Below are 22,997 nucleotides of genomic sequence, written 5' to 3'. Positions count from 1 at the left end.
TTCTCCTCCGTCTGATGGTCTGTTATTTCGGAAATTCCCCATATGAACGGGTGATAAACCTGGTTATGCCTTCCACCTCAGCACTCCGCCCGCCAGGCGTTTAACTCCGCGGATGGCGCTTAATTCTTCGACGAGCCGGAGCAGCGCCCGGTCTTTCTCTTTCGCCTCAATCATAAAATCGATGTCCGCATCCCATTGTCTGAACCGCTCCAGCACCGGCAGAATAAAATTCGCGTCCACATAGTCCGCATGACTGCGTACGGCTGATTCTGATTTTGGCGAGGAGAGATGGACCTTCGGCTTTAAGCCGATCCGCTGCCATGTTTTGATCATCCGCGGAAGAATGTCATCTAAATCAGCGTCATCGGCCGGATTGGCGTAAAAATGGTGATAATCAAACACAAACGGAATGCCTTCTTGCTCACATACACTGAGTGTTTCCTCGGACGTATATGTTTTATCATCGTTTTCTAAAGTCATCCGCTGTTTGATGACATCGGGAAGTTCTTTCAGATTCACGCGGAAACGGCCAAGCGCGCTTTGTTTGTCACCGTAAGCGCCTCCGACATGGATGTTGATGACGGAACGGTCCGCGATGCCCATTGCGTCCAGCATGTCATAATGATAGGCCATATCCTTGACCGCATTTGCGGTAATCTCCCGTTTCGGGCTTGTAAAAAGCGTGAATTGGTTCGGATGAAAGCTCGTTCTGAGGTCATATTTTCTGACCAGCCCGCCGATCTCACGAAACTCCTGGCGAAACGGCGTGACAAAATCCCACAGTACATCAGGGTGCGTGGCGAGCGGCACAATTGAGCTTGAGAACCTGTACAAAGGGATGCCGTGGCCGACCACATAGTGGAGGGTGCGCAGCGTATTGGTAAGATTTGCTTTCGTCACAGAAAGCAGAGCGTCTTTCCGCTCACTGCGGGAAAGCTTGGTATAGCGCGCATATGTTAAGGTTTTGGCGGGGGACGCGTCCCAAAGGCACATGGCGTTTGCGACGAATCCGAATCTGAACAGCATATGGTTTCTCCTTTATAAAAAGTAAGATATGGCCTTTCCCAGCCATTCTGCAGGAAGCTGTCTGACGGAGCGCTGTTTCACTTTTTCTAATGTGAGAAGCTCGGATTTTTCGATGTCCTGCTTTATGGTTGAAAGCACTTCCTTTGTAAAGGCCTCATCATGAATGATGACATTTACCTCCTCATTCCAGAACAGGCTCCGTTTATCAAAATTCGGCGTGCCGATAATGCTGATGCGGTCATCTATAATGAAGGCTTTAACATGATAAAAGCCTTGATAATACCGATAGATGAGGCAGCCGGCCTTCAGGAGCTCGGGATAATAGGTAAAAGCTGTTTCCCGAACGAGCGGGTGATCTGATTTCATCGGAACGATCAAGATGACTTTGACGCCTTTTCGGCAGGCTGAAATAAGCGCTTCCTGAAGCTTTTTGCTCGGTACATAATAAGGCGTGCCGATGATGATTTTTTTCTCCGCCTTACGGATGCAGTTTTCATAATGCGATTCAAGCGAAAAACCGTCAGATGCATATGTCCTATGAGAGATATTCCCTTCGGATAATGCCGGATAAACCCCGGATGATTCGGGTGTTTTTCCGGTGTTTCGTTTCAGGTCGCTTACAAAAAGAGTCTGAAGATCCGCCGTGCCTTCGCCGGTCATCCGCAGGTGATAATCCTCCCAGTTTCCGAACTTCGCTTTTTTTCCGAGGTACTCTTCAGCGATATTAAAGCCGCCGACATAGCCGATTTTGCCGTCAATGACGGTCACTTTCCGGTGATTCCGTTTTTGCAGCCTGAAAAAAAGAAAGGGAAATGCCGGTTTATTTAGAAAATGAACGTGAACGCCGGCTTTTTTCATCGTTTGAATGGAAGGCTTTTTCACTTGGCGGCTGCCCGCCCAATCGAGCAGCAGATATACGGAGACGCCGGCCCGGGCCTTTTCTTTCAATAAATCAAACATCTCATGGCTGACTTGGTCGTTCTTCATAATAAAAAACATCATATGAATAGAAGAGACGGCTTGGCGGATATCAGCCGTCATCTGCTGCACAAGCTCGCTGCCGCAGTGAATGAGTGTGATATCACTTTTTTTGGGGTCAAAAACGGGCTCATACGCCTGTTTTTTGTACGCCGCCCGGCCAAGCAGCATATCAAGCAGCATAAGTGCGATCAATATGATAAAAATGACAAGCAACACAAAAATGACCTTCATACCGACGCTCCTTTCCGAAGTATCCGTAGTGTGCCCTGAGAATGTGAATTTAATTATTGACTGAACACTCATTCATTATTTATGATAAAGTAAAGATATGACAATGAAGAGGGGAATCAGAACAAAGGGGGAGACAAGATGAACGCATTTCTCATGGTAAACGCGCTGCTGTTTTCAGCTGTAACCGCTTACGCCGTTTATTTATTCGTTTACCTGATCAGAACGAGGATCGCTTATATTAAGCTCGGCCAAAGGGAAGAATTTGATAAACGCCTGAAAGAACGTCTTCAGAAGATATGGGTGAATGTGTTCGGACAGAAAAAATTGCTGAAAGATAAAAAGAGCGGAATCATCCACGTTCTGTTTTTTTACGGTTTTATACTCGTTCAGTTCGGCGCAATTGATTTTATTCTGAAAGGGCTGCTTCCTGACCGGCATCTGCCGTTCGGCCCGCTTTATCCGGCATTTACCTTTTTTCAGGAAATCGTCACGTTTCTGATTTTAATCGCCGTAGTCTGGGCGTTTTACCGGCGCTACATTGAAAAGCTCGTCAGATTGAAACGCGGGTTTAAAGCGGGGCTTGTCCTGCTGTTTATCGGCGGACTGATGGTGACGGTGCTGCTCGGGAACGCCATGAACCTTTTATGGCACGATCATTCTCTGTCTTGGACGGAACCGATCGCTTCCTCCATTGCGTTTGTGCTCGGCAGTCTTTCAGCGCCGGCGGCCGCCGCCGTATTTTATGTTTCATGGTGGCTTCATCTGTTGTTTTTGCTCAGCTTTTTAGTGTACGTGCCGCAATCAAAGCATGCGCACTTAATTGCGGGTCCGGCGAATGTGTTCCTCAGCAGGCTGGATTCAAAAGGAAAGCTGGAAAAAATCGATTTTACCGATGAGACGAAAGAAAGCTACGGCGTCGGAAAGATTGAAGACTTCCGCCGCTCTCAGCTTGTCGACCTTTACGCCTGCGTCGAATGCGGCCGCTGTACAAATATGTGTCCGGCCTCCGGTACGGGCAAGATGCTCTCGCCGATGGACCTCATTTTAAAGCTCAGAGACCATTTGACGGAAAAAGGCGCTGCCGTGACGTCAAAATCTCCGTGGGTGCCCGCGCCCGTTTTTCAGCACACGAAGGCGAATCAGCTCGCCGCGGCTTCCTCTGGGGGAGGATCGCGTGAAGCGGCGGCAGCCATTGATTACAACCCGAGCTTAATCGGCGAGGTCATCACGGAAGAGGAGATTTGGGCGTGCACCACTTGCCGCAACTGTGAAGATCAATGTCCGGTCATGAATGAACACGTTGATAAAATTATCGATCTGCGCCGCTATCTTGTGCTTACGGAAGGGAAGATGGACAGCGACGCGCAGCGGGCCATGACAAGCATTGAAAGACAGGGAAACCCGTGGGGCTTAAACCGGAAAGAGCGGGAGAACTGGCGGGAGCAGGCTGATACAGAGATTCCGACAGTGAAAGAAATGAAAAAACAAGACAAAGAGTTCGACTATTTGTTTTGGGTCGGCTCAATGGGTTCCTACGACAACAGGAGCCAAAAGATTGCCGTTTCATTTGCAAAGCTGCTCAATGAAGCGGGCGTATCCTTTGCGATTCTCGGCAATAAGGAAAAAAACTCAGGCGATACGCCGCGCCGTTTGGGCAACGAGTTTCTGTTCCAAGAGCTGGCGGAACACAACATCGGCGAATTTGAAAAACACGGAATCAAAAAAATCGTCACAATTGATCCGCACGCCTATAATATGTTCAAAAATGAATACCCTGATTTCGGATTCCGGGCCGAAGTCTATCATCATACTGAATTATTAGCCGAGCTTGTGTCACAGGGGAAACTAAAACCGCTTCACCCGGTCAATGAAACGATTACCTTCCATGACTCGTGCTATTTAGGAAGATACAACGAAGTGTATGAGCCGCCGAGAGCGATCTTAAAAGCCATTCCGGGCGTTCAATTGAAGGAAATGGAGCGCAGCCGCGAAAACGGGATGTGCTGCGGCGCCGGGGGAGGGCTCATGTGGATGGAAGAAGAAACGGGAGCGAGGATCAACACGGCCCGGACTGAGCAGGCGCTTTCTGTCAGTCCGACGGTCATCAGCTCCGGATGTCCGTACTGTCTGACCATGCTCGGTGACGGTACGAAAGCGAAAGAAGCCGAAGACGCGATCGGCACTTATGATGTCAGTGAATTGCTCGCCATGTCTGTATTCGGCGCCGAAAAACAAGAGTCTTTATAGAAAGAAGCGGGCCGCCGGCGCATATGCCGGCGGCTTTGTTTTCGCACATCAGCCGATTTATGAAGGGAAGGCTCTAAAATTTCTTAAATTACGCTGTTTAGGGTAGCATATTCTGTTTTAATTTGTTTATAATGAGAGGTATGGTTTATGAACAAAACAATACAAATTCGTTCTTATTATAGGATAGAAACAGATACATATAAGTAATAGAAAGGGAGTGTCCGACCTTGAGTATCAAACAATATTCTCAGGAACAGCTGAAGCAGATGGCTTTAGTTGAAATCGCTCACGAAATTTTCTCAGAACATAAAAAACCGGTTCCGTTCCAGGAGCTGCTGAATGAAATGATCTCCTTGCTCGGTGTTACGAAAGAGGAACTGGGCGACCGTATCGCCCAATTTTATACAGACCTCAACATTGACGGCCGCTTTATTGCTCTGTCAGATCAGACATGGGGGCTCCGCAGCTGGTATCCGTACGATCAGCTGGACGAAGAAACACAGCCGACTGTAAAAGCGAAAAAGAAAAAAGCGAAAAAAGCCGTTGAGGAAGATCTCGACCTTGATGAATTCGAGGAAGTTGATGAAGATGACATCGATCTCGATGAAATGGAAGAAGATATTGACCTTGACGCAGACAGCTTTGACGACGAAGATATCGATGAAGAAGATGACGACGAGCTTGAGATTGAAGATGAGATGATTGAAGAAGATGAGGAAGATTATGATGATGAGGAAGAGGATCGCAAAGACTGATTTTATATCAGCAAAACGATCTTGACTTTCATTGTCGAACTATGTAGTATGTATTTTGGGCTCTTCAAAAAGAAGAGAATTCATAAGAGTGCTACGCTCCCTTTCAAGAAATTGAAAGGGAGCTTTCTTATTTTCATCTCCCAAATTCTTTTACACATCATTTGTTTTTAGTGAAATGATTTTCTATAAAACGGCACATTTTAAGGAATGTAGCGCAGACCGAAGAGAGGAGCAAACGAAATGACGAAATATATTTTTGTAACCGGGGGAGTTGTATCATCACTCGGAAAAGGAATTGTGGCAGCATCACTTGGCCGCCTTTTGAAAAACAGAGGCATGAGCGTCACCATCCAAAAATTTGACCCTTATATCAACGTTGACCCGGGAACGATGAGCCCGTACCAGCACGGTGAGGTATTCGTTACCGATGACGGCGCTGAGACTGACCTTGACTTAGGGCATTATGAGCGGTTCATTGACATTAATCTGAACAGATTCAGCAACGTGACGACAGGTAAAATCTATTCTGCCGTATTGAAAAAAGAGCGCCGCGGGGACTACCTCGGCGGAACGGTTCAGGTCATTCCGCACATCACAAATGAACTGAAAGACCGTGTTTACCGTGCAGGCAAAGAAACAAACGCAGATGTAGTCATTACTGAGATCGGCGGAACAGTGGGAGACATCGAATCTCTTCCGTTCCTTGAAGCCATCCGTCAAATGAAAAGCGACATCGGCCATGAAAACGTGATGTACATTCACTGTACGCTTGTTCCGTACATCAAAGCGGCGGGCGAGCTGAAAACAAAACCGACGCAGCACAGCGTAAAAGAGCTGAGAAGCCTCGGTATTCAGCCTAATATCATCGTTGTGCGCACGGAAATGCCGATTTCTCAAGATATGAAAGATAAAATTGCGCTCTTCTGCGATATTGACACGAAAGCGGTCATCGAGTGTGAAGATGCGGACAACCTTTACTCCATCCCGCTTAACCTTCAGGAGCAGGGACTCGATAAGCTTGTCTGCGATCATATGAAATTAGAATGCAAAGACCCGGATATGACGGAATGGAAAGACCTTGTCACGAAAGTGAAAAACTTGTCTAAAACCATTACAATCAGCCTTGTCGGTAAATACGTCGAGCTTCAGGACGCTTACATTTCAGTCGTTGAATCACTGCGCCACGCGGGCTATGCGTTTGACGCTGATGTGAAGATCAAATGGATTAACGCCGAAGAAGTGACAGAAAGCAATATTCAAGAGCTGACTGGCGGCACAGACGGAATCATCGTGCCCGGCGGTTTCGGGGACCGCGGCGTAGAAGGGAAAATCATCGCCGCCAAGTATGCGCGTGAGAATAAAATTCCGTTCTTCGGCATCTGCCTCGGTATGCAGATTGCATCCATTGAATATGCGCGAAACGTATTAGGCCTGGAAGGGGCTCACTCTGCGGAGATCGATCCGTCCACTCCTTATCCGATCATCGACCTTCTGCCAGAACAAAAAGATGTCGAGGATCTTGGAGGAACGCTTCGTCTCGGACTGTACCCTTGTAAGCTTCAGGAAGACACGAAAGCCTTCGAAGCGTATGCGGATGAAGTGGTATACGAACGCCACCGCCACCGTTATGAATTCAACAACGAATACAGACAGCAAATGGAAGAGAACGGTTTTGTGTTCTCAGGAACAAGCCCTGACGGCCGTCTTGTGGAAATCATCGAGCTGAAAGACCATCCTTGGTATGTCGCTTGCCAGTTCCACCCTGAGTTCAAATCAAGACCGACAAGACCGCAGCCTTTATTCAAAGACTTTATCGGCGCTTCCGTACAAGCTGCAGAACAGAAGTAATAAAAAAAGACTTGCCTCCTTTAAAAGCGGCAAGTCTTTTTTCTGCATCAGGCATATTCCTGCATCATTTCCTTTAACGTAAAGGACAGCGCGTGATAGACATACAGGCCTGTCATTAATGAAGGAAAGCCGTATCTTGTCCCGTCTTCATCGGGCAGAAGCGGCATTTTTAATTTGCTGTCAATATGAACATCACAAAATTCCTCAATCCCGGTTTGATCTTTGATGACAGGAGATACGCAAACGAGGCCGACCCCTTTTTCATAAAGCTTTTGAGCCAGCACCTGTTCTTCAGCCGTGCCCGGACCTGAACAAAACATCAGCACCCTGTCGCTTTCTGTAATCGAATCAGCTGTATCCGGAAACGCTTTGACAGAAGGCATCGGTTCTGAGCCGAGCTCCGCCTCGCACAAAATGCCCTGCATCTCATTTGCGCCGTATAAATAAATGGTATGACCGCTGACGGCTGCCTGCGCCAGCAGGCGCGCGCCGTCTTCTATTGCATCGGACTCCTTATCCTGAATGCGGGAAAAAATGCCTGCAAGCTGCGTCGTAAATATCTTTAACATGAGTGAAACCTCCTTTACACATACAAGAACAGTATACAACAAAAGAGAAAATGCTCAGAAAATGTCGGAAAGTAGACTATTATAATTAAAGGAAATGTGAAAATCAAACAGAATACATAAACAACTGCTTCCTTTTGACGAAAATGATAATATTGGGGTGTAAAATGATGAATGAAAAGATTTTAATCGTAGATGACCAATACGGTATACGCATATTGCTCAATGAAGTGTTCCATAAAGAAGGGTACCAGACGTTTCAGGCCGCCAACGGCATACAGGCGCTGGACATCGTAACGAAAGAACGGCCTGATCTCGTGCTTTTAGATATGAAAATCCCCGGCATGGACGGAATCGAAATTCTCAAGCGCATGAAGATGATCGACGAATCCATCCGCGTCATTATCATGACCGCTTACGGAGAACTCGATATGATTAAGGAATCAAAAGAGCTCGGAGCGCTGACTCATTTTGCGAAACCTTTTGACATTGATGAGATCAGAGACGCGGTGAAAAAATATTTACCTCTAAAATCGAATTAATAAAATTAGAAACAATTATGTCATTGTGTTGCCGATTTGTCGAAAAGTTGGTATCCTAGAGATGGAGAAAAAGCGATCTGTTGTTTTACATATGACAGGTTTTTATGGTCATGCTATAGGTGGAAAGCTTTTTTCGAGAAGAAGCAAATCAGGCTACATAAGGAGGACTTTCGACATGCCTTTAGTTTCAATGACGGAAATGTTGAATACAGCTAAAGAAAAAGGATATGCTGTTGGACAATTTAACTTAAATAACCTTGAGTTCACTCAAGCTATTTTACAAGCAGCAGAAGAGGAAAAATCCCCGGTTATTCTTGGTGTTTCAGAAGGCGCGGGACGCTACATGGGCGGCTTCAAAACAGTGGTTGCCATGGTTAAAGCTCTTATGGAAGAATACAAAGTGACAGTTCCTGTCGCGATTCACTTAGACCACGGTTCAAGCTTTGAATCTTGTGCGAAAGCGATTCATGCAGGTTTCACTTCTGTAATGATCGACGCATCTCACCATCCGTTTGAGGAAAACGTAGCAACTACAGCTAAAGTGGTTGAGCTTGCTCATTTCCACGGCGTTTCAGTTGAAGCTGAACTTGGAACTGTAGGCGGACAGGAAGATGACGTGATCGCTGAAGGCGTAATCTATGCTGACCCTAAAGAGTGTCAAGAACTTGTAGAGCGCACTGGCATCGACTGCCTTGCACCTGCACTGGGTTCTGTTCACGGCCCTTACAAAGGCGAACCGAACCTCGGTTTCAAAGAAATGGAAGATATCGGCAAATCAACCGGCCTTCCGTTAGTACTTCACGGCGGTACAGGAATTCCGACTGCCGACATTAAAAAATCAATCTCACTTGGTACGGCTAAAATCAACGTAAACACTGAAAACCAAATTTCTTCTGCAAAAGCTGTCCGCGAAACATTGGCAGCTAAGCCGAACGAATACGATCCTCGTAAATATCTTGGACCTGCTCGTGAAGCGATCAAAGAAACGGTTATCGGCAAAATGCGTGAGTTCGGTTCTTCAAACCAAGCTTAATCCAATGTAACATCCATAAACCGCCTGACAGCATTGACAGGCGGTTTTATGTCTTACCTTTAGAAAGCGCAATCATGTTTTACAGTTCTGAAAATTTATTACTGGGGAGGCTTTCCTTATGTTATTTTTCATTGATACAGCAAACATTGACGAGATTAAAGAAGCTTATGAACTTGGCGTTCTTGCCGGAGTTACGACAAACCCTAGTTTAGTGGCGAAAGAAGCTGACGTGTCTTTCCATGACAGACTTCGTGAGATTACGGAAGTCGTGAGCGGATCAGTAAGCGCGGAAGTCATTTCCCTGAATGCTGAAGAAATGATTGAAGAAGGTAAAGAACTTGCGAAAATCGCGCCGAATATTACGGTGAAAATCCCGATGACGTCTGAAGGGTTAAAAGCCGTAAAAGCGCTGAGCGACCTGAACATTAAAACAAACGTAACGCTCATTTTCAGCGCCAACCAGGCGCTTTTGGCGGCAAGAGCCGGGGCGACTTATGTATCTCCGTTCTTAGGCCGTCTGGATGACATCGGCCATAACGGTCTTGAACTGATTTCAGAAATAAGACAGATTTTTGATATTCATGACATTGATACACAAATCATCGCAGCTTCCATCCGTCATGCGCAGCACGTGACTGAAGCCGCTTTACGCGGTGCGCATATCGGTACGATGCCGCTGAAAGTCATTCACCAGCTGACGAAACATCCGTTAACGGATAAAGGCATCGAGCAATTCTTGGCTGACTGGAATAAATAAGGGGCGAAAAGGGCGGCAAACCGGTTGCATCCGTTTGCCGCACCCTTATGTTTTCCTGTTTGGCAGCGGGCCTTCAGTATCAAAGTGAAGAGTGTGTTTCCCCGGAATATGAACCCGGCGGGCCTCTGTGCATCCTGTGTTAAAAATGCCCCGCAAAGCTTCGCTATTTTCTTCCTGTTATTTTATAATGTCCTTGTATTCTTTCTCTTCGAATTGGCTACATTTTGGACAAGAGCTTTATTTGCAGAGACAGAATAAAATGCCATTTTATTTACGCTCCGCAGCTATCTTCTTATGGAAGGAGACTATCATGGAAAAGTTGAATATTGCCGGCGGCGATCCGTTAAACGGAACCGTACATATCAGCGGTGCGAAAAACAGCGCCGTCGCATTGATACCCGCAACCATTCTGGCAAATTCCGAAGTAACGATCGAAGGGCTTCCGGAGATCTCAGATATTGAAACGCTGCGTGACCTGCTGAAAGAAATCGGCGGAAACGTCCATTTTGAAAAAGGAGAAATGGTCGTTGACCCTTCCCCGATGATCAGCATGCCGCTTCCCAACGGCAAAGTGAAAAAACTCCGCGCTTCCTATTACTTAATGGGCGCGATGCTCGGCCGCTTCAAACAGGCGGTCATCGGACTGCCGGGCGGATGCCATCTCGGTCCGCGGCCGATTGACCAGCATATCAAAGGGTTTGAGGCGCTTGGAGCGGAAGTCACCAATGAACAAGGCGCGATTTATCTGCGCGCCGAAAGGCTGAGAGGCGCACGGATTTATTTAGATGTCGTCAGCGTCGGAGCGACGATTAATATCATGCTTGCCGCTGTACTGGCTGAAGGTAAAACCGTGATAGAAAACGCCGCCAAGGAACCTGAGATTATTGATGTTGCCACATTGCTCACCAGCATGGGCGCAAAGATCAAAGGTGCGGGAACCAATGTAATCAGAATCGACGGCGTAAAAGAGCTGCACGGATGCAGGCATACGATCATTCCGGACAGAATTGAGGCGGGCACCTTTATGATCGCCGGCGCCGCGATGGGGAAAGAAGTCATTATTGATAATGTTATACCGACTCACCTGGAGTCTTTAACGGCGAAGCTCAGGGAAATGGGTTTTTACATTGAGGCGAGTGACGATCAGCTTCTTATGCTCGGCGGGCAGAAGCAGATAAAACCGGTCGACGTGAAAACGCTTGTTTACCCGGGATTCCCGACAGATCTTCAGCAGCCGATGACATCTCTGTTAACGAGAGCCAGCGGCACGAGCGTCGTAACCGACACCATCTACTCGGCCCGATTTAAACATATTGATGAGCTGAGACGGATGGGGGCCAATATGAAAGTGGAAGGCAGGTCGGCCATTATCACCGGTCCTGCCGAGCTTCAGGGCGCAAAAGTAAAGGCGAGCGATCTGCGTGCAGGCGCTTGTCTGGTCGTCGCCGGGCTCATGGCTGACGGCGTAACCGAAATTACCGGTCTTGAGCATTTAGACCGCGGCTACAGCAATCTTGAGAAAAAACTCGAAGGTCTGGGCGCCACAATCTGGCGGCAAAGGCTGACGGACGAAGAGATAGAACAGCTCCAAAATTCATAGAAATGCGGACTTTTGAGAGGAGATCGTGTTGAAATGGAAAGAAGCTTATCGATGGAATTGGTTCGAGTCACTGAAGCGGCGGCTTTAGCATCTGCCAGATGGATGGGCCGCGGGAAAAAAGATGAAGCTGATGATGCGGCGACAAGCGCAATGCGTGACGTGTTTGACACGGTGCCGATGAAAGGCACGGTCGTGATCGGGGAAGGCGAGATGGATGAAGCGCCGATGCTTTACATCGGCGAAAAGCTCGGAAACGGATACGGCCCGCGCGTCGATGTCGCCGTCGATCCTCTTGAAGGCACAAACATCGTAGCGAGCGGCGGCTGGAATGCGCTGACGGTGATCGCGGTCGCCGACCATGGAACATTGCTGAACGCCCCGGATATGTATATGGAAAAAATCGCGGTCGGTCCCGAAGCGGTAGGCTGCATCGATATCGAAGCGCCTGTCATTGATAACTTAAAAGCCGTTGCGAAAGCGAAAAACAAAGACATTGAAGATGTCGTGGCAACCATTTTAAATCGTGACAGACACGAAAAAATCATCTCTGAATTGCGTGAGGCGGGCGCCAGAATCAAACTGATCAACGACGGCGATGTCGCGGGCGCCATCAATACGGCCTTTGACCATACGGGAGTAGATATTCTCTTCGGTTCAGGCGGGGCTCCTGAAGGCGTGCTGTCTGCCGTTGCGTTAAAAGCGCTCGGCGGCGAAATCATCGGCAGGCTTCTGCCGCAAAGTGCGGAAGAGCAGGCCCGCTGTGAGCGAATGGGCCTTGATGTATCCAAAGTGCTCCGGATGGAGGACCTTGTGAGAGGGGATGACGCCATTTTTGCCGCAACGGGCGTCACGGACGGAGAGCTGCTGAAAGGCGTTCAGTTCAAAGGCTCCGTCGGCACGACTGAAAGCCTGGTCATCCGGGCGAAATCAGGAACGGTCCGATTCGTTGACGGAAGACACAGCCTGAAGAAAAAACCAAATCTTGTGATCCGGCCATAAATAGAGAAAAGCGGGACGGAAAGTCCCGCTTTTCTTTTGCAAAAAAGAGTCAACCCTATCATTTATATGTCAAAGCATTATTTAAGTTGAATAATTTTTTGAAATGAGGTAAAAATAAAGAGTGCTGCGATTTTTCTGTGTCATTCCTTCTTTTGAGTACTGGGAAATTTTCAAATTCTACCGCATACAGACGATATAAATATTGATCTTCTCAAGTTTTTGTCCTCGCTTCCTTCAAAACTCATTAAGACATTCCTTTTTTAAAAAAGCGCCGATCATGGGTGGAAGTGTTACCGATAGAAGTTCCTGAACGTTTTATAAAAGAATGTGCTTTGGCGGAATCATGCGAAGCAGCCGATTTGAATGAAAACAGCAATACATTGACTATGAAAAGCGTGGTGTTTTTATGAAAGACGTATCTATTTCCTCTTTGGAAAATATGAAATTAAAAGAACTATATGAACTGGCCAGACATTATAAAATCTCCTACTACAGCAAACTGACTAAAAAAGAATTAATCTTTGCCATCCTGAAAGCCAACGCCGAGCAGGAGGATCTTCTGTTTATGGAAGGCGTGCTCGAAATCATCCAATCGGAAGGATTCGGCTTCCTCAGACCGATTAATTACTCGCCAAGCTCAGAAGACATCTACATTTCTGCTTCCCAGATCCGCCGCTTTGATTTAAGAAACGGTGACAAAGTATCCGGCAAGGTGCGTCCTCCGAAAGAAAACGAACGCTATTACGGACTTTTGCACGTTGAAGCGGTAAATGGAGACGATCCGGAATCTGCGAAAGAGCGCGTTCATTTTCCCGCGCTGACTCCGCTTTATCCGGACCGCCAAATGGTGCTTGAGACGAAACCGAATTATCTCTCAACAAGAATTCTCGATATGATGGCTCCCGTCGGTTTCGGCCAGCGCGGTCTGATCGTGGCGCCGCCGAAAGCCGGTAAAACCATGCTGTTAAAAGAAATCGCTAACAGCATTACGACAAATCAGCCTGACGCTGAATTGATCGTTCTCTTAATTGATGAAAGACCGGAAGAAGTAACGGATATTGAACGTTCCGTAGCGGGCGATGTCGTCAGCTCGACGTTCGATGAAGTGCCGGAAAATCACATTAAGGTAGCGGAGCTTGTGCTTGAACGGGCGATGCGTCTCGTTGAACACAAAAAAGACGTTATCATTCTGATGGACAGCATTACCCGCCTGGCACGGGCCTACAACCTCGTTATCCCGCCAAGCGGACGTACGCTTTCCGGCGGGATTGACCCGGCTGCGTTCCATCGTCCGAAGCGCTTTTTCGGTGCCGCGAGAAACATTGAAGAGGGCGGCAGCCTGACCATTTTGGCGACGGCGCTCGTAGACACGGGCTCCCGGATGGATGACGTCATCTATGAAGAGTTTAAAGGAACGGGCAACATGGAGCTTCACCTTGACCGTTCTCTTGCGGAAAGACGGATTTTCCCGGCGATCGATATCCGCCGCTCCGGCACGCGGAAGGAAGAGCTGCTCGTGCCGAAAGAGCATCTTGACCGTCTATGGGCGATCCGCAAATCGATGTCTGATTCTCCGGACTTCGCAGAGAAGTTTATGAGAAAAATGAAAAAAACAAAAACGAATCAGGAATTCTTCGATCTGATCAACCAAGAATGGAAGCAGGCAAACCTTTCATCATCAGCCCGCCGCTGATAAAAAATGTATTTGCAAATGCAGTAAATGACTGATATAATTCTCTCATATGCGTTCCGGATTCGCTCCGGAATAATAACTCTGTTTCCACACGGGATTCAGGGCGGAAGGAGATGGATACAATGAAAGCAGGAATTCATCCTAATTTCAAAAAAGCAACAGTTAAATGCGCTTGCGGAAATGAATTTGAAACAGGCTCAGTAAAAGAAGAGGTACGCGTTGAGATTTGCTCTGAATGCCACCCATTCTACACTGGACGTCAAAAATTCGCTTCTGCTGATGGTCGTGTTGATCGCTTTAACAAAAAATACGGTCTTAAGTAATAATAGATTTTACAGGCAGGCAAGAATTGCTTCTTGCCTGTTTTTTATGTCCATAAACAGGAAAAAAAGGGGAGCGGATAGCCTATGTACATAATGAAGCAAAGCGGATGGCTTGAGCTGATATGCGGCAGCATGTTCTCTGGGAAATCAGAAGAGCTGATCCGCAGAGTGAAAAGAGCGACATATGCGAAGCAGGAGGTCAAGGTGTTCAAACCTGCCATTGATAATCGCTACAGTGAGGAGGCTGTCGTTTCTCACAACGGCACATCCATGACAAGCCACGTCATCTCGTCTTCGGCTGAAATATGGGATCATATCAGTGAAAGCACGGACGTCATCGCGGTAGATGAAGTGCAGTTTTTCGGCGAATCGATCATCGGCGACTTATCCTTGCTTGCGGATAAAGGCTATCGTGTCATCGCGGCCGGACTTGATATGGATTTCCGGGGAGAGCCGTTCGGCGTGGTGCCGAATCTGATGGCGGTTGCCGAATCAGTGACGAAGCTGCAGGCGGTCTGCTCCGTTTGCGGGTCGCCGGCAAGCCGTACGCAGCGTTTGATTGACGGGAAGCCCGCTTCCTATGATGATCCGGTCATTTTAGTCGGCGCGTCGGAGTCATACGAAGCGAGATGCAGACATCACCACGAAGTGCCGAAAAAACAGACTGATAAATAACCCTTTTCATGAAAACATCGGTAAAAAATCCGGTGTTTTTTTGACGGTTTTTCAAAAATTGTAGTTAATTAACTTAAAAAAGAGTATGAAAAAATTAAGTAATTTTCATCTCTTGAATTTTCATTTTTACAGGCATAAAATGACTAAGTAATGTAAATAGTTATGAGACATTGTTCGAATAATTGTCAAAAAAAGATATAGCAGATCGCGATCACACTAGCCAAAATGGGTAATTACTTAACTTTGTTAACTATTTGAAGAAAGAAGGAGATTTTCTTGAATAATATTAAAGTAACGAAGGAAGGCAACTTAGAAACTACTTTAAGAGGAAAAGAAGTTCTATCTATCCCTACTTTAAATAAAGGTGTTGCGTTTTCAGCAGAAGAAAGAAAAAGCCTTGGATTAGACGGGCTGCTTCCTCCGACCATTCTGTCTCTTGATGAGCAGGCAAAACGCGCATACGAGCAGTTTCAAGCTCAGCCGGACCGCCTTCGCCAAAACGTGTATTTGAATGATTTGCAAAACCGTAACGAAGTTCTTTTCTTTAAATTGCTTCAAAACCATCTTCGTGAAATGCTGCCGGTTGTTTACACACCGACTGTCGGTGAAGCGATTCAAGAATACAGCCATGAGTACAGAAGACCTCAAGGGATTTACCTTTCTATCGACAATGTAGAAGGAATCGAAGAGGCATTTGAAAACCTTCATGCCACTGCCGGAGATATTGATCTGATCGTTGCGACAGACTCAGAAAGCATCCTCGGAATCGGTGACTGGGGTGTAGGCGGTATCAACATCGCCATCGGTAAATTAGCCGTATACACAGCTGCTGCCGGTATTGACCCAAGCCGTGTTATTCCTGTCGTTCTTGACGTCGGTACGAACAATGAAAAACTTCTGAACGATCCTTTATACATCGGTAACCGCCATGAACGTATCCAAGGCGAACGTTATGAAGCTTTCATTGACGCTTATGTAAAAGCTGCGCTTAAATATTTCCCTAAAGCTCTTCTTCACTGGGAAGACCTTGGAAACAAAAACGCGCGCAATATCATGAAGAAATACAACCATGAAATTCTTACATTCAACGATGACATTCAAGGAACAGGCGCGATTACGCTTGCAGGTGTGCTTGCGGCTATGAAGAAAACAGGCGCGTCTATTAAAGACCAGCGTGTGGTTGTCTTCGGTGCGGGATCTGCCGGAATCGGAATCGCTGACCAAATCCGCGACACTATGGTGCTTGCCGGTCTTTCTGAAGAAGAAGCCAACAAAGCGTTCTACACAATGGACTACAGAGGCTTGTTAATTGAAGGTATGGAAAACATTCTTGATTTCCAAGAGCCGTACCTGCGCACAGCTGAAGAAATTAAAGATTGGAAACGCGATGAAAACGGACAAATTCCTTTCATTGAAGTGATCCGTCAAGCGAAACCGACAATCTTAATCGGTACATCAGGCCAAAGCGGCGCGTTCAGTGAAGAAATCGTCAAAGAAATGGCAAAACACGTTGAGCGTCCGGTCATCATGCCGATGTCTAACCCGACACCGCTTGCTGAAGCCGTTCCTAGCGATCTATTCAAATGGACTGACGGCAAAGTGCTTGTGGCGACAGGAAGCCCGTTTGACAATGTAGAGTACAATGGCGTTTCTCATGAAATCGGACAATCTAACAACGCATTCGCGTTCCCTGGACTTGGTCTCGGTTCAATCGTTGTAGAAGCGAAAGTGATTACTCCTGCAATGTTTGCGGCAACTGCTGACGCAATCGCAGAAAGCGTTGATTTTGAAACACCGGGTGCAGGCCTTCTGCCGAGCATGAGCGACTTACAAGAAGTTTCAATTAAAGTTGCGATCGCCGTAGCGGAAACTGCCATTAAAGAAGGCGTGGCAAACCGCATTCCTGAGAATGTAGAACAAGCCGTTCTTGATGCAATGTGGAAACCGCAATATAAACAAGTTATCGCTAAATAATTTTTACGATTAATTTTACAGTCCGAGGGAAAGCTTTTATGTAAAGGCTAAAGTATACGGACATTAAGGATTTGGAGGAGAATATTTTGAGCTTCTTAGATATTTTAATCCTCCTGGCGCCGATCTTTTTCGTGATCGTGCTGGGATGGTTCGCAGGTCGCTTCGGAAGTTATGACGCGAAGTCAGCAAAAGGGGTAAGCACCTTAGTTACGAAGTACGCGCTTCCGGCGCATTTTATCGCAAGTATTTTAACCACTTCAAGAAGTGCGTTTTTATCACAGGTTCCTTTAATGATCGCTTTGATCATTGGGATTGTCGGATTCTTTATCGTCATTTTGTTGGTTTGCAAATTTATCTTCAAGTATGATTTAACGAATTCATCTGTATTTTCTTTAAACTCTGCACAGCCGACATTTGCATTTATGGGTATTCCGGTACTCGGAAGCTTATTCGGAGCAAACGAAGTAGCGATTCCTATCGCCGTTACGGGTATCGTGGTTAACGCCATCCTTGACCCGCTTGCGATCATTATCGCTACTGTCGGAGAGTCATCTAAGAAACAAGACAGCGAAAACGAGAACTTCTGGAAAATGACTGGTAAGTCTATTCTTCACGGTCTTTCCGAACCGCTTGCGGCTGCACCGCTTATCAGTATCATCCTGGTACTCTGCGGTGTAACACTCCCTGGCTTGGGTGAAAAAATGCTTGATCAGCTCGGAAGCACAACATCAGGTGTTGCACTCTTTGCCGTCGGTGTAACTGTCGGTATCCGCAACATCAAGCTCAGTCTGCCGGCTTTCGGTATCGCTTTGTTAAAAGTTGCCGTTCAGCCTGCGCTGATGTACTTGATCGCTCTTGCAGTCGGACTTCCGGCTGACCAGATCACTAAAGCGGTATTGCTCGTCGCATTCCCTGGATCTGCGGTAGCGGCGATGATTGCCACACGTTTCGAAAAACAAGAGGAAGAAACTGCGTCCGCGTTCGTGATCAGTGCGATTTTATCTCTTATCTCACTGCCGATCATCATTGCGCTGACTGCATAATGAAAAGCTCCCTGTTTCAGGGAGCTTTTTTGATTAGAATTGAAATTTAAAAGGCGAAAATCTCGTTTTTTTTCTGGGTTTCTTATGTTCTGAAGAAGCGGCTGTTTCTGAGAGGGGAGCTGTCTGGGCAAGTTCCTGGATGCGGGAGGCCAATGTCTGCAATTCGGTATTGAGGTCGTCAATTTCCCGTCTGTGCTGAAGAAGCTGATAAGACACCCCTTCATCCGCCTTTTGTTTCAGCTGGCGTTCAAGCTCCTCTATCCTTGAAAGCAGATGGTTCTCATCCTGTTTCTCTTTCGTGAGAATGTCCAGTTTACGCTCCAGCTCTGCCAACCTTTGTTCAGCGCCGCCATTGATTTTCGGACGCTGCAAAATGAAGCCCGTCCGTTTTTTCGGCTGCCGGGGCACTTGAACGTCCAGAAGGGCAGTGCCTTCAGAAATTTGCCGTTTGACCGATTTCAGCACATCAAGATCCTCAGGTGTAAAGGAATAATGTCCGAGCTCATTCCGTTCAGCCGGAAGATTCAGCTGCTTGACCCACCTTTGCACCGTTTTTGCGGAGACGCCGAGCTCTTTCGCGGCCATGTTTGTATTCATGATCACATACCTCCTTTTTGCTAGGTATTCGACCATGAGGCGGCGTTCCCTTCATGTTAGACAAAACAAGAAGGAATTCGCCAAAGAAAGCGGCATTTCTTCAAAAAACGTTACGCTTCATACAATTCAAGCGGAAGCTTGTCGGGATCGAAGAAAAAGGTAAACCGTTTCCCCGTCAGCGGATCGGTTCTGATCGGTTCTGTGCCGACGTCCTTTTCCTTTAACTCCCTGACGGCTGCTTCAAGATCGTTTACGGTGAAGGCGAGATGCCTGAGACCCGCGGCTTCCGGTCTGGTCGGCCGTTCGGGCGGATCGGGAAAGGAAAACAATTCAATCGCATACGCGCCGTCCAGCGCCAGATCGAGTTTATAAGATTCCCGTTCCTTTCGGTATGTTTCTTTTATAATGCCGAAACCGAGTATCTCGGTGTAAAAAGCTTTCGACTTTTCATAATCAGAGCATATGATTGCTATATGGTGGATGGATTTCAGCATATCCGCCCCTCCTTTTTTGCTTCAGTATAACAGAGGCGAATTGCTTTTGACTGGTGATAAGCCCTATACTATAATGAGAATGTTACGCACAGGAAAACAGAGGTGAAGACCGTGTTAGACCGTTTACAGTCAATTGAACAACGATACGAAAAATTAAATGAGCTTTTAAGTGATCCGGAAGTGGTCAACGATCCGAAAAAGCTTAGAGAATATTCGAAAGAGCAATCTGATATACAAGAAACCGTTGAAGTCTATAGACAATACAGAGACGCATCAGAACAGCTTGCCGATGCGAAAGCGATGCTTGAGGAAAAGCTTGATGCCGATATGAGAGAAATGGTGAAGGAAGAAATCTCCGAACTGCAGGGAGAGACGGAAACCTTATCAGAGCGTTTGAAAGTGCTCCTCATCCCGAAAGACCCGAACGATGACAAAAACGTAATCATGGAGATCCGCGGAGCAGCGGGAGGAGAAGAAGCCGCGCTGTTTGCGGGAAATCTCTACAGAATGTACTCCCGTTACGCCGAAATCCAAGGCTGGAAGACTGAAGTCATGGAAGCAAACGTGACCGGAACGGGCGGTTACAAAGAAATTATCTTTATGATTACGGGAAAAGGCGCATACTCCAAGCTGAAGTATGAAAATGGCGCGCACCGCGTACAGCGTGTGCCGGAAACGGAATCAGGCGGCCGTATTCATACATCCACGGCGACGGTGGCGTGTCTTCCTGAAGCGGAAGAAGTAGAAGTGGACATCCACGAAAAAGACATCCGCGTCGATACATTCGCATCAAGCGGACCGGGCGGACAAAGCGTAAACACGACGATGTCGGCCGTACGCCTGACGCATTTACCGACCGGTGTCGTCGTATCCTGTCAGGATGAAAAATCTCAGATTAAAAATAAAGAAAAAGCGATGAAGGTGCTCCGCGCCAGAATCTATGACAAATTCCAGCAGGAAGCTCAGGCTGAATATGATCAGACCCGTAAATCAGCCGTCGGATCAGGCGACCGTTCCGAGCGTATCCGCACATACAATTTCCCGCAAAACCGTGTGACGGATCACCGCATCGGCCTGACGATTCAAAAGCTGGATCAAATCCTGGAAGGCAAGCTTGATGAAGTGGTTGAAGCGTTAATCGTAGAAGACCAGTCAAGCAAGCTCCAGCAGGCGGAAAATTAAGATGAAGACCGTTTTTGAAGCCCTAAGCTGGGCTTCTTCTTATTTAACCGAAGCGGGAAGAGAAAAAAACGCGGCCGAGCTGCTGCTGTTAAATGATACCGGAATGGATCGGAGCAAGCTTCTCGCAAGTCTGCAGGAGCCCGTCGGCGAGGACGAGCTTTACCGATTCAGACGGCATGTGGAAATGCATAAAGAAGGCGTTCCGATTCAATATATTATCGGGAAAGAACAGTTTTACGGCAGGGAATTCTTTGTGAATGACGATGTTCTCATTCCGCGTCCGGAAACGGAAGAAGTCGTCTTTCATCTGCTGGACAGACAGAAGCGGGTGTTTTCTGAGGGAGAACGCCTGAACGTCATTGATATCGGTACGGGGAGCGGAGCCATTGCGGTGACGCTCGCGCTTGAATGCGGACATTTTTCAGTATCGGCTTCGGACATTTCAAAAGAAGCGCTTCAGGTGGCGGAAAGAAATGCGCAAAACCTCGGAGCGGACGTCCGCTTTTTGCAGGGAGATCTGTTAACTCCTTTTATTTCATCAGGAATAAAAGCGGATATTATTGTTTCCAATCCGCCGTATATTTCTGAAGAAGAAATGGCGGATTTGTCGGATATCGTCCGTTTCCATGAGCCGCTTCATGCACTTACGGACGGCGGTGACGGTTTGAAATTCTACAAGCGGTTTATGGAGGAGCTGCCTCTTGTCATGAAAGATAAAGCGCTTGTCGTCTTTGAAATCGGATATAATCAGGGAAAAGCCGTGAAAGACCTGTTCCGTCATTCCTTTCCGAATGCGGAAGTGGAAGTCGTACAGGACATCAACGGAAAAGACAGAACCGTATCCGCGGTCATCACATCATGAAAAAAGCCCGCCGGTGACGCACACGGCGGGCTTTTGTTACAATGGAAAGAAAATGAAAGGGGCATCCGCCTTGAAAAAAGCGTTCGCCTTCGGATGTATACTCGCCGCCGCAGCTTATGCGGCTGGATTTGTCCTGCCGTTTGGCTTTGACATCATTCTCGGCGCCGTTACGGCTGTTCTTATCGTCGCAGCGGTCATCGTTTCCGGGCTGGCCGTAAGCGGAGCGGAGCAGCGGGCCAATTATCATTCTGAAACAGAAGAAGGACGGCGCGCCCGTTTAAAGATGGCCGCCGTTTTCTTTTGCGCCGCTCTCCCTTCAGCCGGCTGTCTGCTGATTACGCTTCTGTAGCCGGATTTTGTCTTTGCAGCAATACGGAATCCCATACCCAATAGACGACGGCTGTTAAAACCGCAAAGATATAAAAGGCTGAATTAGAAAACAGAGATTGGCCTGACGGCTGCAAAAGACCGAAGATGATCCCGTTTGCAATGAACGACACCCCCAAATAATAAAGAAAATACAGCGGATGAAATCTCTTCGGCTTTTTATTCAGAAAGTATTGAAGCGGCAGCGCAAAAATCAAATAAGGAAACAAAAAATAAAACGCCATCGAAATGAAAGCCGCGATAATGAATTGATGAACATACAAAATAGAATAAATGACAGACATACATGCCGCCGACAGCAGCACGGTGTAATTATATTTCATCTGAAAACCTCCTATCAAAATAATATCGTACCATATTTTGAATCTGTCAATGCAGATTATCAGCTTGCTAGATTTTTTTCTTCCCGCCGGTTTAAACCTTTTCCGTCATGTCCATAATGGGACTAGATAAAAAAAGCACGGAGAGGAACGGTGGGGACCGATGAAACAGACAATGATGATCTGCATATATATTTTTCTTTTATTATCAGGAGCGCTTGCGGGTTTGACAAAAGAAGAAACGGCGCGGGCATCAGCCGATGAGCCCGTCGTCATACCGGATGAAGCGATCCGGCTCAGAATTTTGGCCAACAGTGATAACGATGAAGATCAAAAGCTCAAGCGCCAGATCAGAGATGCTGTAAACAAGCAAATCACAGACTGGGTGAAAGATATCACTTCCATTGAAGAAGCGCGGCGGCTCATTCGTTCGAAGCTTCCTGAAATTAAAGAAATCGCCAAACAAACGATGAAAGAAAAGGGTGCGCATCAATCCGTTTCAGTTCAATTCAATAAAATCTCGTTTCCGACAAAGCTGTACGGCAATATGGTCTATCCGGCCGGAAAATATGAAGCCATTTTAATTACACTCGGCAATGGCGAGGGCGCCAACTGGTGGTGCGTCTTGTTTCCGCCGCTGTGCTTCCTTGATTTCTCAAACGGCGAAGCGGTGAAAGATCAGGAAGACGGCGGACAGAAGCAGGAAGAAACGCAGAAACAGACAGAAAAAGTGCTGGATGACGTAAAAGCAAAGGCTGATAAAGCGAAGAAAGAAAATAAAGATGACGATGATACCGAAGTGAAGTTTTTCCTCGTCGATTGGATTTCAGATCTATTTTCCTGAAGCAAAAGGCATAAATCC

The 22,997-nt window shown here is 47.0% G+C and carries 23 protein-coding genes and 1 pseudogene; 18 read left to right on the top strand and 6 right to left on the bottom strand.

Going from position 1 to position 22,997, the window contains the following annotated elements; genetic code table 11:
• Positions 1-63 precede the first annotated feature (63 nt).
• Entirely contained in the window at positions 64-1,026 is a 963-nt protein-coding gene (uvsE, locus tag AC2CGA_RS09820) for a UV DNA damage repair endonuclease UvsE (protein ID WP_017418723.1), read from the bottom strand.
• 12 nt (positions 1,027-1,038) lie between these two features.
• Positions 1,039-2,238: a cardiolipin synthase gene (gene cls / locus AC2CGA_RS09815; RefSeq protein ID WP_043867508.1), complete on the bottom strand. Its 1,200-nt coding sequence runs from the start codon at positions 2,236-2,238 to the stop codon at positions 1,039-1,041.
• Positions 2,239-2,376: 138 nt separating this feature from the next.
• On the opposite strand from cls, the gene AC2CGA_RS09810 reads away from it, so the two are divergent.
• The 3 genes from AC2CGA_RS09810 (at position 2,377) to pyrG (ending at position 7,088) form a co-directional block, all read left to right on the top strand.
• The gene (locus tag AC2CGA_RS09810; protein WP_043867507.1) at positions 2,377-4,485 is read left to right on the top strand and encodes a (Fe-S)-binding protein; all 2,109 of its coding nucleotides are present in this window, start codon (positions 2,377-2,379) and stop codon (positions 4,483-4,485) included.
• Between the two features lie 227 nt (positions 4,486-4,712).
• Positions 4,713-5,240 (top strand): DNA-directed RNA polymerase subunit delta, encoded by a 528-nt coding sequence (gene rpoE / locus AC2CGA_RS09805; protein WP_015387570.1) that lies wholly within the window; start codon positions 4,713-4,715, stop codon positions 5,238-5,240.
• 240 nt (positions 5,241-5,480) lie between these two features.
• Positions 5,481-7,088 (top strand): glutamine hydrolyzing CTP synthase, encoded by a 1,608-nt coding sequence (pyrG, locus tag AC2CGA_RS09800; protein WP_003151098.1) that lies wholly within the window; start codon positions 5,481-5,483, stop codon positions 7,086-7,088.
• Between the two features lie 47 nt (positions 7,089-7,135).
• Here pyrG and AC2CGA_RS09795 read toward each other — a convergent pair whose 3' ends face one another.
• Complete coding sequence (locus AC2CGA_RS09795) at positions 7,136-7,657, bottom strand: DUF2529 domain-containing protein (RefSeq protein WP_014306009.1); 522 nt, start codon at positions 7,655-7,657, stop codon at positions 7,136-7,138.
• Positions 7,658-7,821: 164 nt separating this feature from the next.
• Here AC2CGA_RS09795 and spo0F point away from each other — a divergent pair, with 164 nt between their 5' ends.
• From spo0F to AC2CGA_RS09740, 11 genes and pseudogenes are all read left to right on the top strand, one after another.
• Positions 7,822-8,196, top strand: coding sequence for a sporulation initiation phosphotransferase Spo0F (gene spo0F / locus AC2CGA_RS09790; RefSeq protein WP_012118670.1), 375 nt, complete (start codon positions 7,822-7,824; stop codon positions 8,194-8,196).
• A gap of 175 nt (positions 8,197-8,371) precedes the next feature.
• Positions 8,372-9,229 (top strand): class II fructose-bisphosphate aldolase, encoded by an 858-nt coding sequence (locus AC2CGA_RS09785; RefSeq protein WP_003151102.1) that lies wholly within the window; start codon positions 8,372-8,374, stop codon positions 9,227-9,229.
• Positions 9,230-9,347: 118 nt separating this feature from the next.
• Positions 9,348-9,986: a fructose-6-phosphate aldolase gene (fsa, locus tag AC2CGA_RS09780; RefSeq protein WP_003151103.1), complete on the top strand. Its 639-nt coding sequence runs from the start codon at positions 9,348-9,350 to the stop codon at positions 9,984-9,986.
• Between the two features lie 310 nt (positions 9,987-10,296).
• Entirely contained in the window at positions 10,297-11,586 is a 1,290-nt protein-coding gene (locus AC2CGA_RS09775; RefSeq protein ID WP_015387571.1) for a UDP-N-acetylglucosamine 1-carboxyvinyltransferase, read from the top strand.
• A 33-nt stretch (positions 11,587-11,619) separates the two neighbouring features.
• Positions 11,620-12,585 carry a class II fructose-bisphosphatase gene (gene glpX, locus AC2CGA_RS09770; protein WP_003151105.1) on the top strand — a complete coding sequence of 322 codons (966 nt, stop codon included), beginning with the start codon at positions 11,620-11,622 and terminating at the stop codon, positions 12,583-12,585.
• A 201-nt stretch (positions 12,586-12,786) separates the two neighbouring features.
• Positions 12,787-12,995, top strand: a pseudogene (locus AC2CGA_RS09765) (hypothetical protein).
• Entirely contained in the window at positions 12,992-14,278 is a 1,287-nt protein-coding gene (gene rho / locus AC2CGA_RS09760) for a transcription termination factor Rho (protein WP_003151107.1), read from the top strand. Before AC2CGA_RS09765 ends, rho begins: the two are co-directional and overlap by 4 nt.
• Before the next feature lie 122 nt (positions 14,279-14,400).
• The gene (gene rpmE / locus AC2CGA_RS09755; protein WP_003151132.1) at positions 14,401-14,601 is read left to right on the top strand and encodes a 50S ribosomal protein L31; all 201 of its coding nucleotides are present in this window, start codon (positions 14,401-14,403) and stop codon (positions 14,599-14,601) included.
• An 84-nt stretch (positions 14,602-14,685) separates the two neighbouring features.
• Positions 14,686-15,276 carry a thymidine kinase gene (locus AC2CGA_RS09750; protein WP_014306007.1) on the top strand — a complete coding sequence of 197 codons (591 nt, stop codon included), beginning with the start codon at positions 14,686-14,688 and terminating at the stop codon, positions 15,274-15,276.
• Positions 15,277-15,552: 276 nt separating this feature from the next.
• Positions 15,553-17,250, top strand: a complete 1,698-nt coding sequence (gene malS / locus AC2CGA_RS09745) for an oxaloacetate-decarboxylating malate dehydrogenase (RefSeq protein WP_003151135.1) — start codon at positions 15,553-15,555, stop codon at positions 17,248-17,250.
• A gap of 86 nt (positions 17,251-17,336) precedes the next feature.
• Positions 17,337-18,293, top strand: coding sequence for an AEC family transporter (locus tag AC2CGA_RS09740; protein ID WP_003151136.1), 957 nt, complete (start codon positions 17,337-17,339; stop codon positions 18,291-18,293).
• A 33-nt stretch (positions 18,294-18,326) separates the two neighbouring features.
• Here AC2CGA_RS09740 and racA read toward each other — a convergent pair whose 3' ends face one another.
• Positions 18,327-18,890: a chromosome-anchoring protein RacA gene (racA, locus tag AC2CGA_RS09735; RefSeq protein ID WP_003151137.1), complete on the bottom strand. Its 564-nt coding sequence runs from the start codon at positions 18,888-18,890 to the stop codon at positions 18,327-18,329.
• Between the two features lie 110 nt (positions 18,891-19,000).
• Positions 19,001-19,384, bottom strand: a complete 384-nt coding sequence (gene gloA2, locus AC2CGA_RS09730; RefSeq protein ID WP_139885467.1) for an SMU1112c/YaeR family gloxylase I-like metalloprotein — start codon at positions 19,382-19,384, stop codon at positions 19,001-19,003.
• 111 nt (positions 19,385-19,495) lie between these two features.
• Here gloA2 and prfA point away from each other — a divergent pair, with 111 nt between their 5' ends.
• The 3 genes from prfA (at position 19,496) to AC2CGA_RS09715 (ending at position 21,777) form a co-directional block, all read left to right on the top strand.
• Positions 19,496-20,566, top strand: coding sequence for a peptide chain release factor 1 (gene prfA / locus AC2CGA_RS09725; RefSeq protein ID WP_003151139.1), 1,071 nt, complete (start codon positions 19,496-19,498; stop codon positions 20,564-20,566).
• A gap of 1 nt (position 20,567) precedes the next feature.
• Positions 20,568-21,428, top strand: coding sequence for a peptide chain release factor N(5)-glutamine methyltransferase (gene prmC / locus AC2CGA_RS09720; protein ID WP_003151141.1), 861 nt, complete (start codon positions 20,568-20,570; stop codon positions 21,426-21,428).
• Positions 21,429-21,498: 70 nt separating this feature from the next.
• Positions 21,499-21,777, top strand: a complete 279-nt coding sequence (locus AC2CGA_RS09715) for a DUF5316 family protein (protein ID WP_021734081.1) — start codon at positions 21,499-21,501, stop codon at positions 21,775-21,777.
• On the opposite strand, the gene AC2CGA_RS09710 is transcribed toward AC2CGA_RS09715, so the two are convergent.
• Positions 21,764-22,138, bottom strand: coding sequence for a UPF0715 family protein (locus tag AC2CGA_RS09710; RefSeq protein WP_003151143.1), 375 nt, complete (start codon positions 22,136-22,138; stop codon positions 21,764-21,766). The genes AC2CGA_RS09715 and AC2CGA_RS09710 overlap by 14 nt on opposite strands.
• A gap of 160 nt (positions 22,139-22,298) precedes the next feature.
• On the opposite strand from AC2CGA_RS09710, the gene spoIIR reads away from it, so the two are divergent.
• Positions 22,299-22,979 carry a stage II sporulation protein R gene (gene spoIIR / locus AC2CGA_RS09705; RefSeq protein WP_003151144.1) on the top strand — a complete coding sequence of 227 codons (681 nt, stop codon included), beginning with the start codon at positions 22,299-22,301 and terminating at the stop codon, positions 22,977-22,979.
• Positions 22,980-22,997 lie beyond the last annotated feature (18 nt).

This window comes from Bacillus sp. SYZHCR11 (assembly GCF_057196865.1).
This window is presented reverse-complemented; position numbering and strand designations above follow the sequence as displayed.

Coding starts and splice junctions, on each gene's coding strand:
- uvsE (WP_017418723.1), bottom strand. CDS start 1,026: ATGCTGTTCAGATTCGGATTCGTCGCAAACGCCATGTGCCTTTGGGAC.
- cls (WP_043867508.1), bottom strand. CDS start 2,238: ATGAAGGTCATTTTTGTGTTGCTTGTCATTTTTATCATATTGATCGCA.
- AC2CGA_RS09810 (WP_043867507.1), top strand. CDS start 2,377: ATGAACGCATTTCTCATGGTAAACGCGCTGCTGTTTTCAGCTGTAACC.
- pyrG (WP_003151098.1), top strand. CDS start 5,481: ATGACGAAATATATTTTTGTAACCGGGGGAGTTGTATCATCACTCGGA.
- AC2CGA_RS09795 (WP_014306009.1), bottom strand. CDS start 7,657: ATGTTAAAGATATTTACGACGCAGCTTGCAGGCATTTTTTCCCGCATT.
- spo0F (WP_012118670.1), top strand. CDS start 7,822: ATGATGAATGAAAAGATTTTAATCGTAGATGACCAATACGGTATACGC.
- AC2CGA_RS09785 (WP_003151102.1), top strand. CDS start 8,372: ATGCCTTTAGTTTCAATGACGGAAATGTTGAATACAGCTAAAGAAAAA.
- fsa (WP_003151103.1), top strand. CDS start 9,348: ATGTTATTTTTCATTGATACAGCAAACATTGACGAGATTAAAGAAGCT.
- AC2CGA_RS09775 (WP_015387571.1), top strand. CDS start 10,297: ATGGAAAAGTTGAATATTGCCGGCGGCGATCCGTTAAACGGAACCGTA.
- glpX (WP_003151105.1), top strand. CDS start 11,620: ATGGAAAGAAGCTTATCGATGGAATTGGTTCGAGTCACTGAAGCGGCG.
- rho (WP_003151107.1), top strand. CDS start 12,992: ATGAAAGACGTATCTATTTCCTCTTTGGAAAATATGAAATTAAAAGAA.
- rpmE (WP_003151132.1), top strand. CDS start 14,401: ATGAAAGCAGGAATTCATCCTAATTTCAAAAAAGCAACAGTTAAATGC.
- AC2CGA_RS09750 (WP_014306007.1), top strand. CDS start 14,686: ATGTACATAATGAAGCAAAGCGGATGGCTTGAGCTGATATGCGGCAGC.
- racA (WP_003151137.1), bottom strand. CDS start 18,890: ATGAATACAAACATGGCCGCGAAAGAGCTCGGCGTCTCCGCAAAAACG.
- gloA2 (WP_139885467.1), bottom strand. CDS start 19,384: ATGCTGAAATCCATCCACCATATAGCAATCATATGCTCTGATTATGAA.
- prmC (WP_003151141.1), top strand. CDS start 20,568: ATGAAGACCGTTTTTGAAGCCCTAAGCTGGGCTTCTTCTTATTTAACC.
- AC2CGA_RS09710 (WP_003151143.1), bottom strand. CDS start 22,138: ATGAAATATAATTACACCGTGCTGCTGTCGGCGGCATGTATGTCTGTC.
- spoIIR (WP_003151144.1), top strand. CDS start 22,299: ATGAAACAGACAATGATGATCTGCATATATATTTTTCTTTTATTATCA.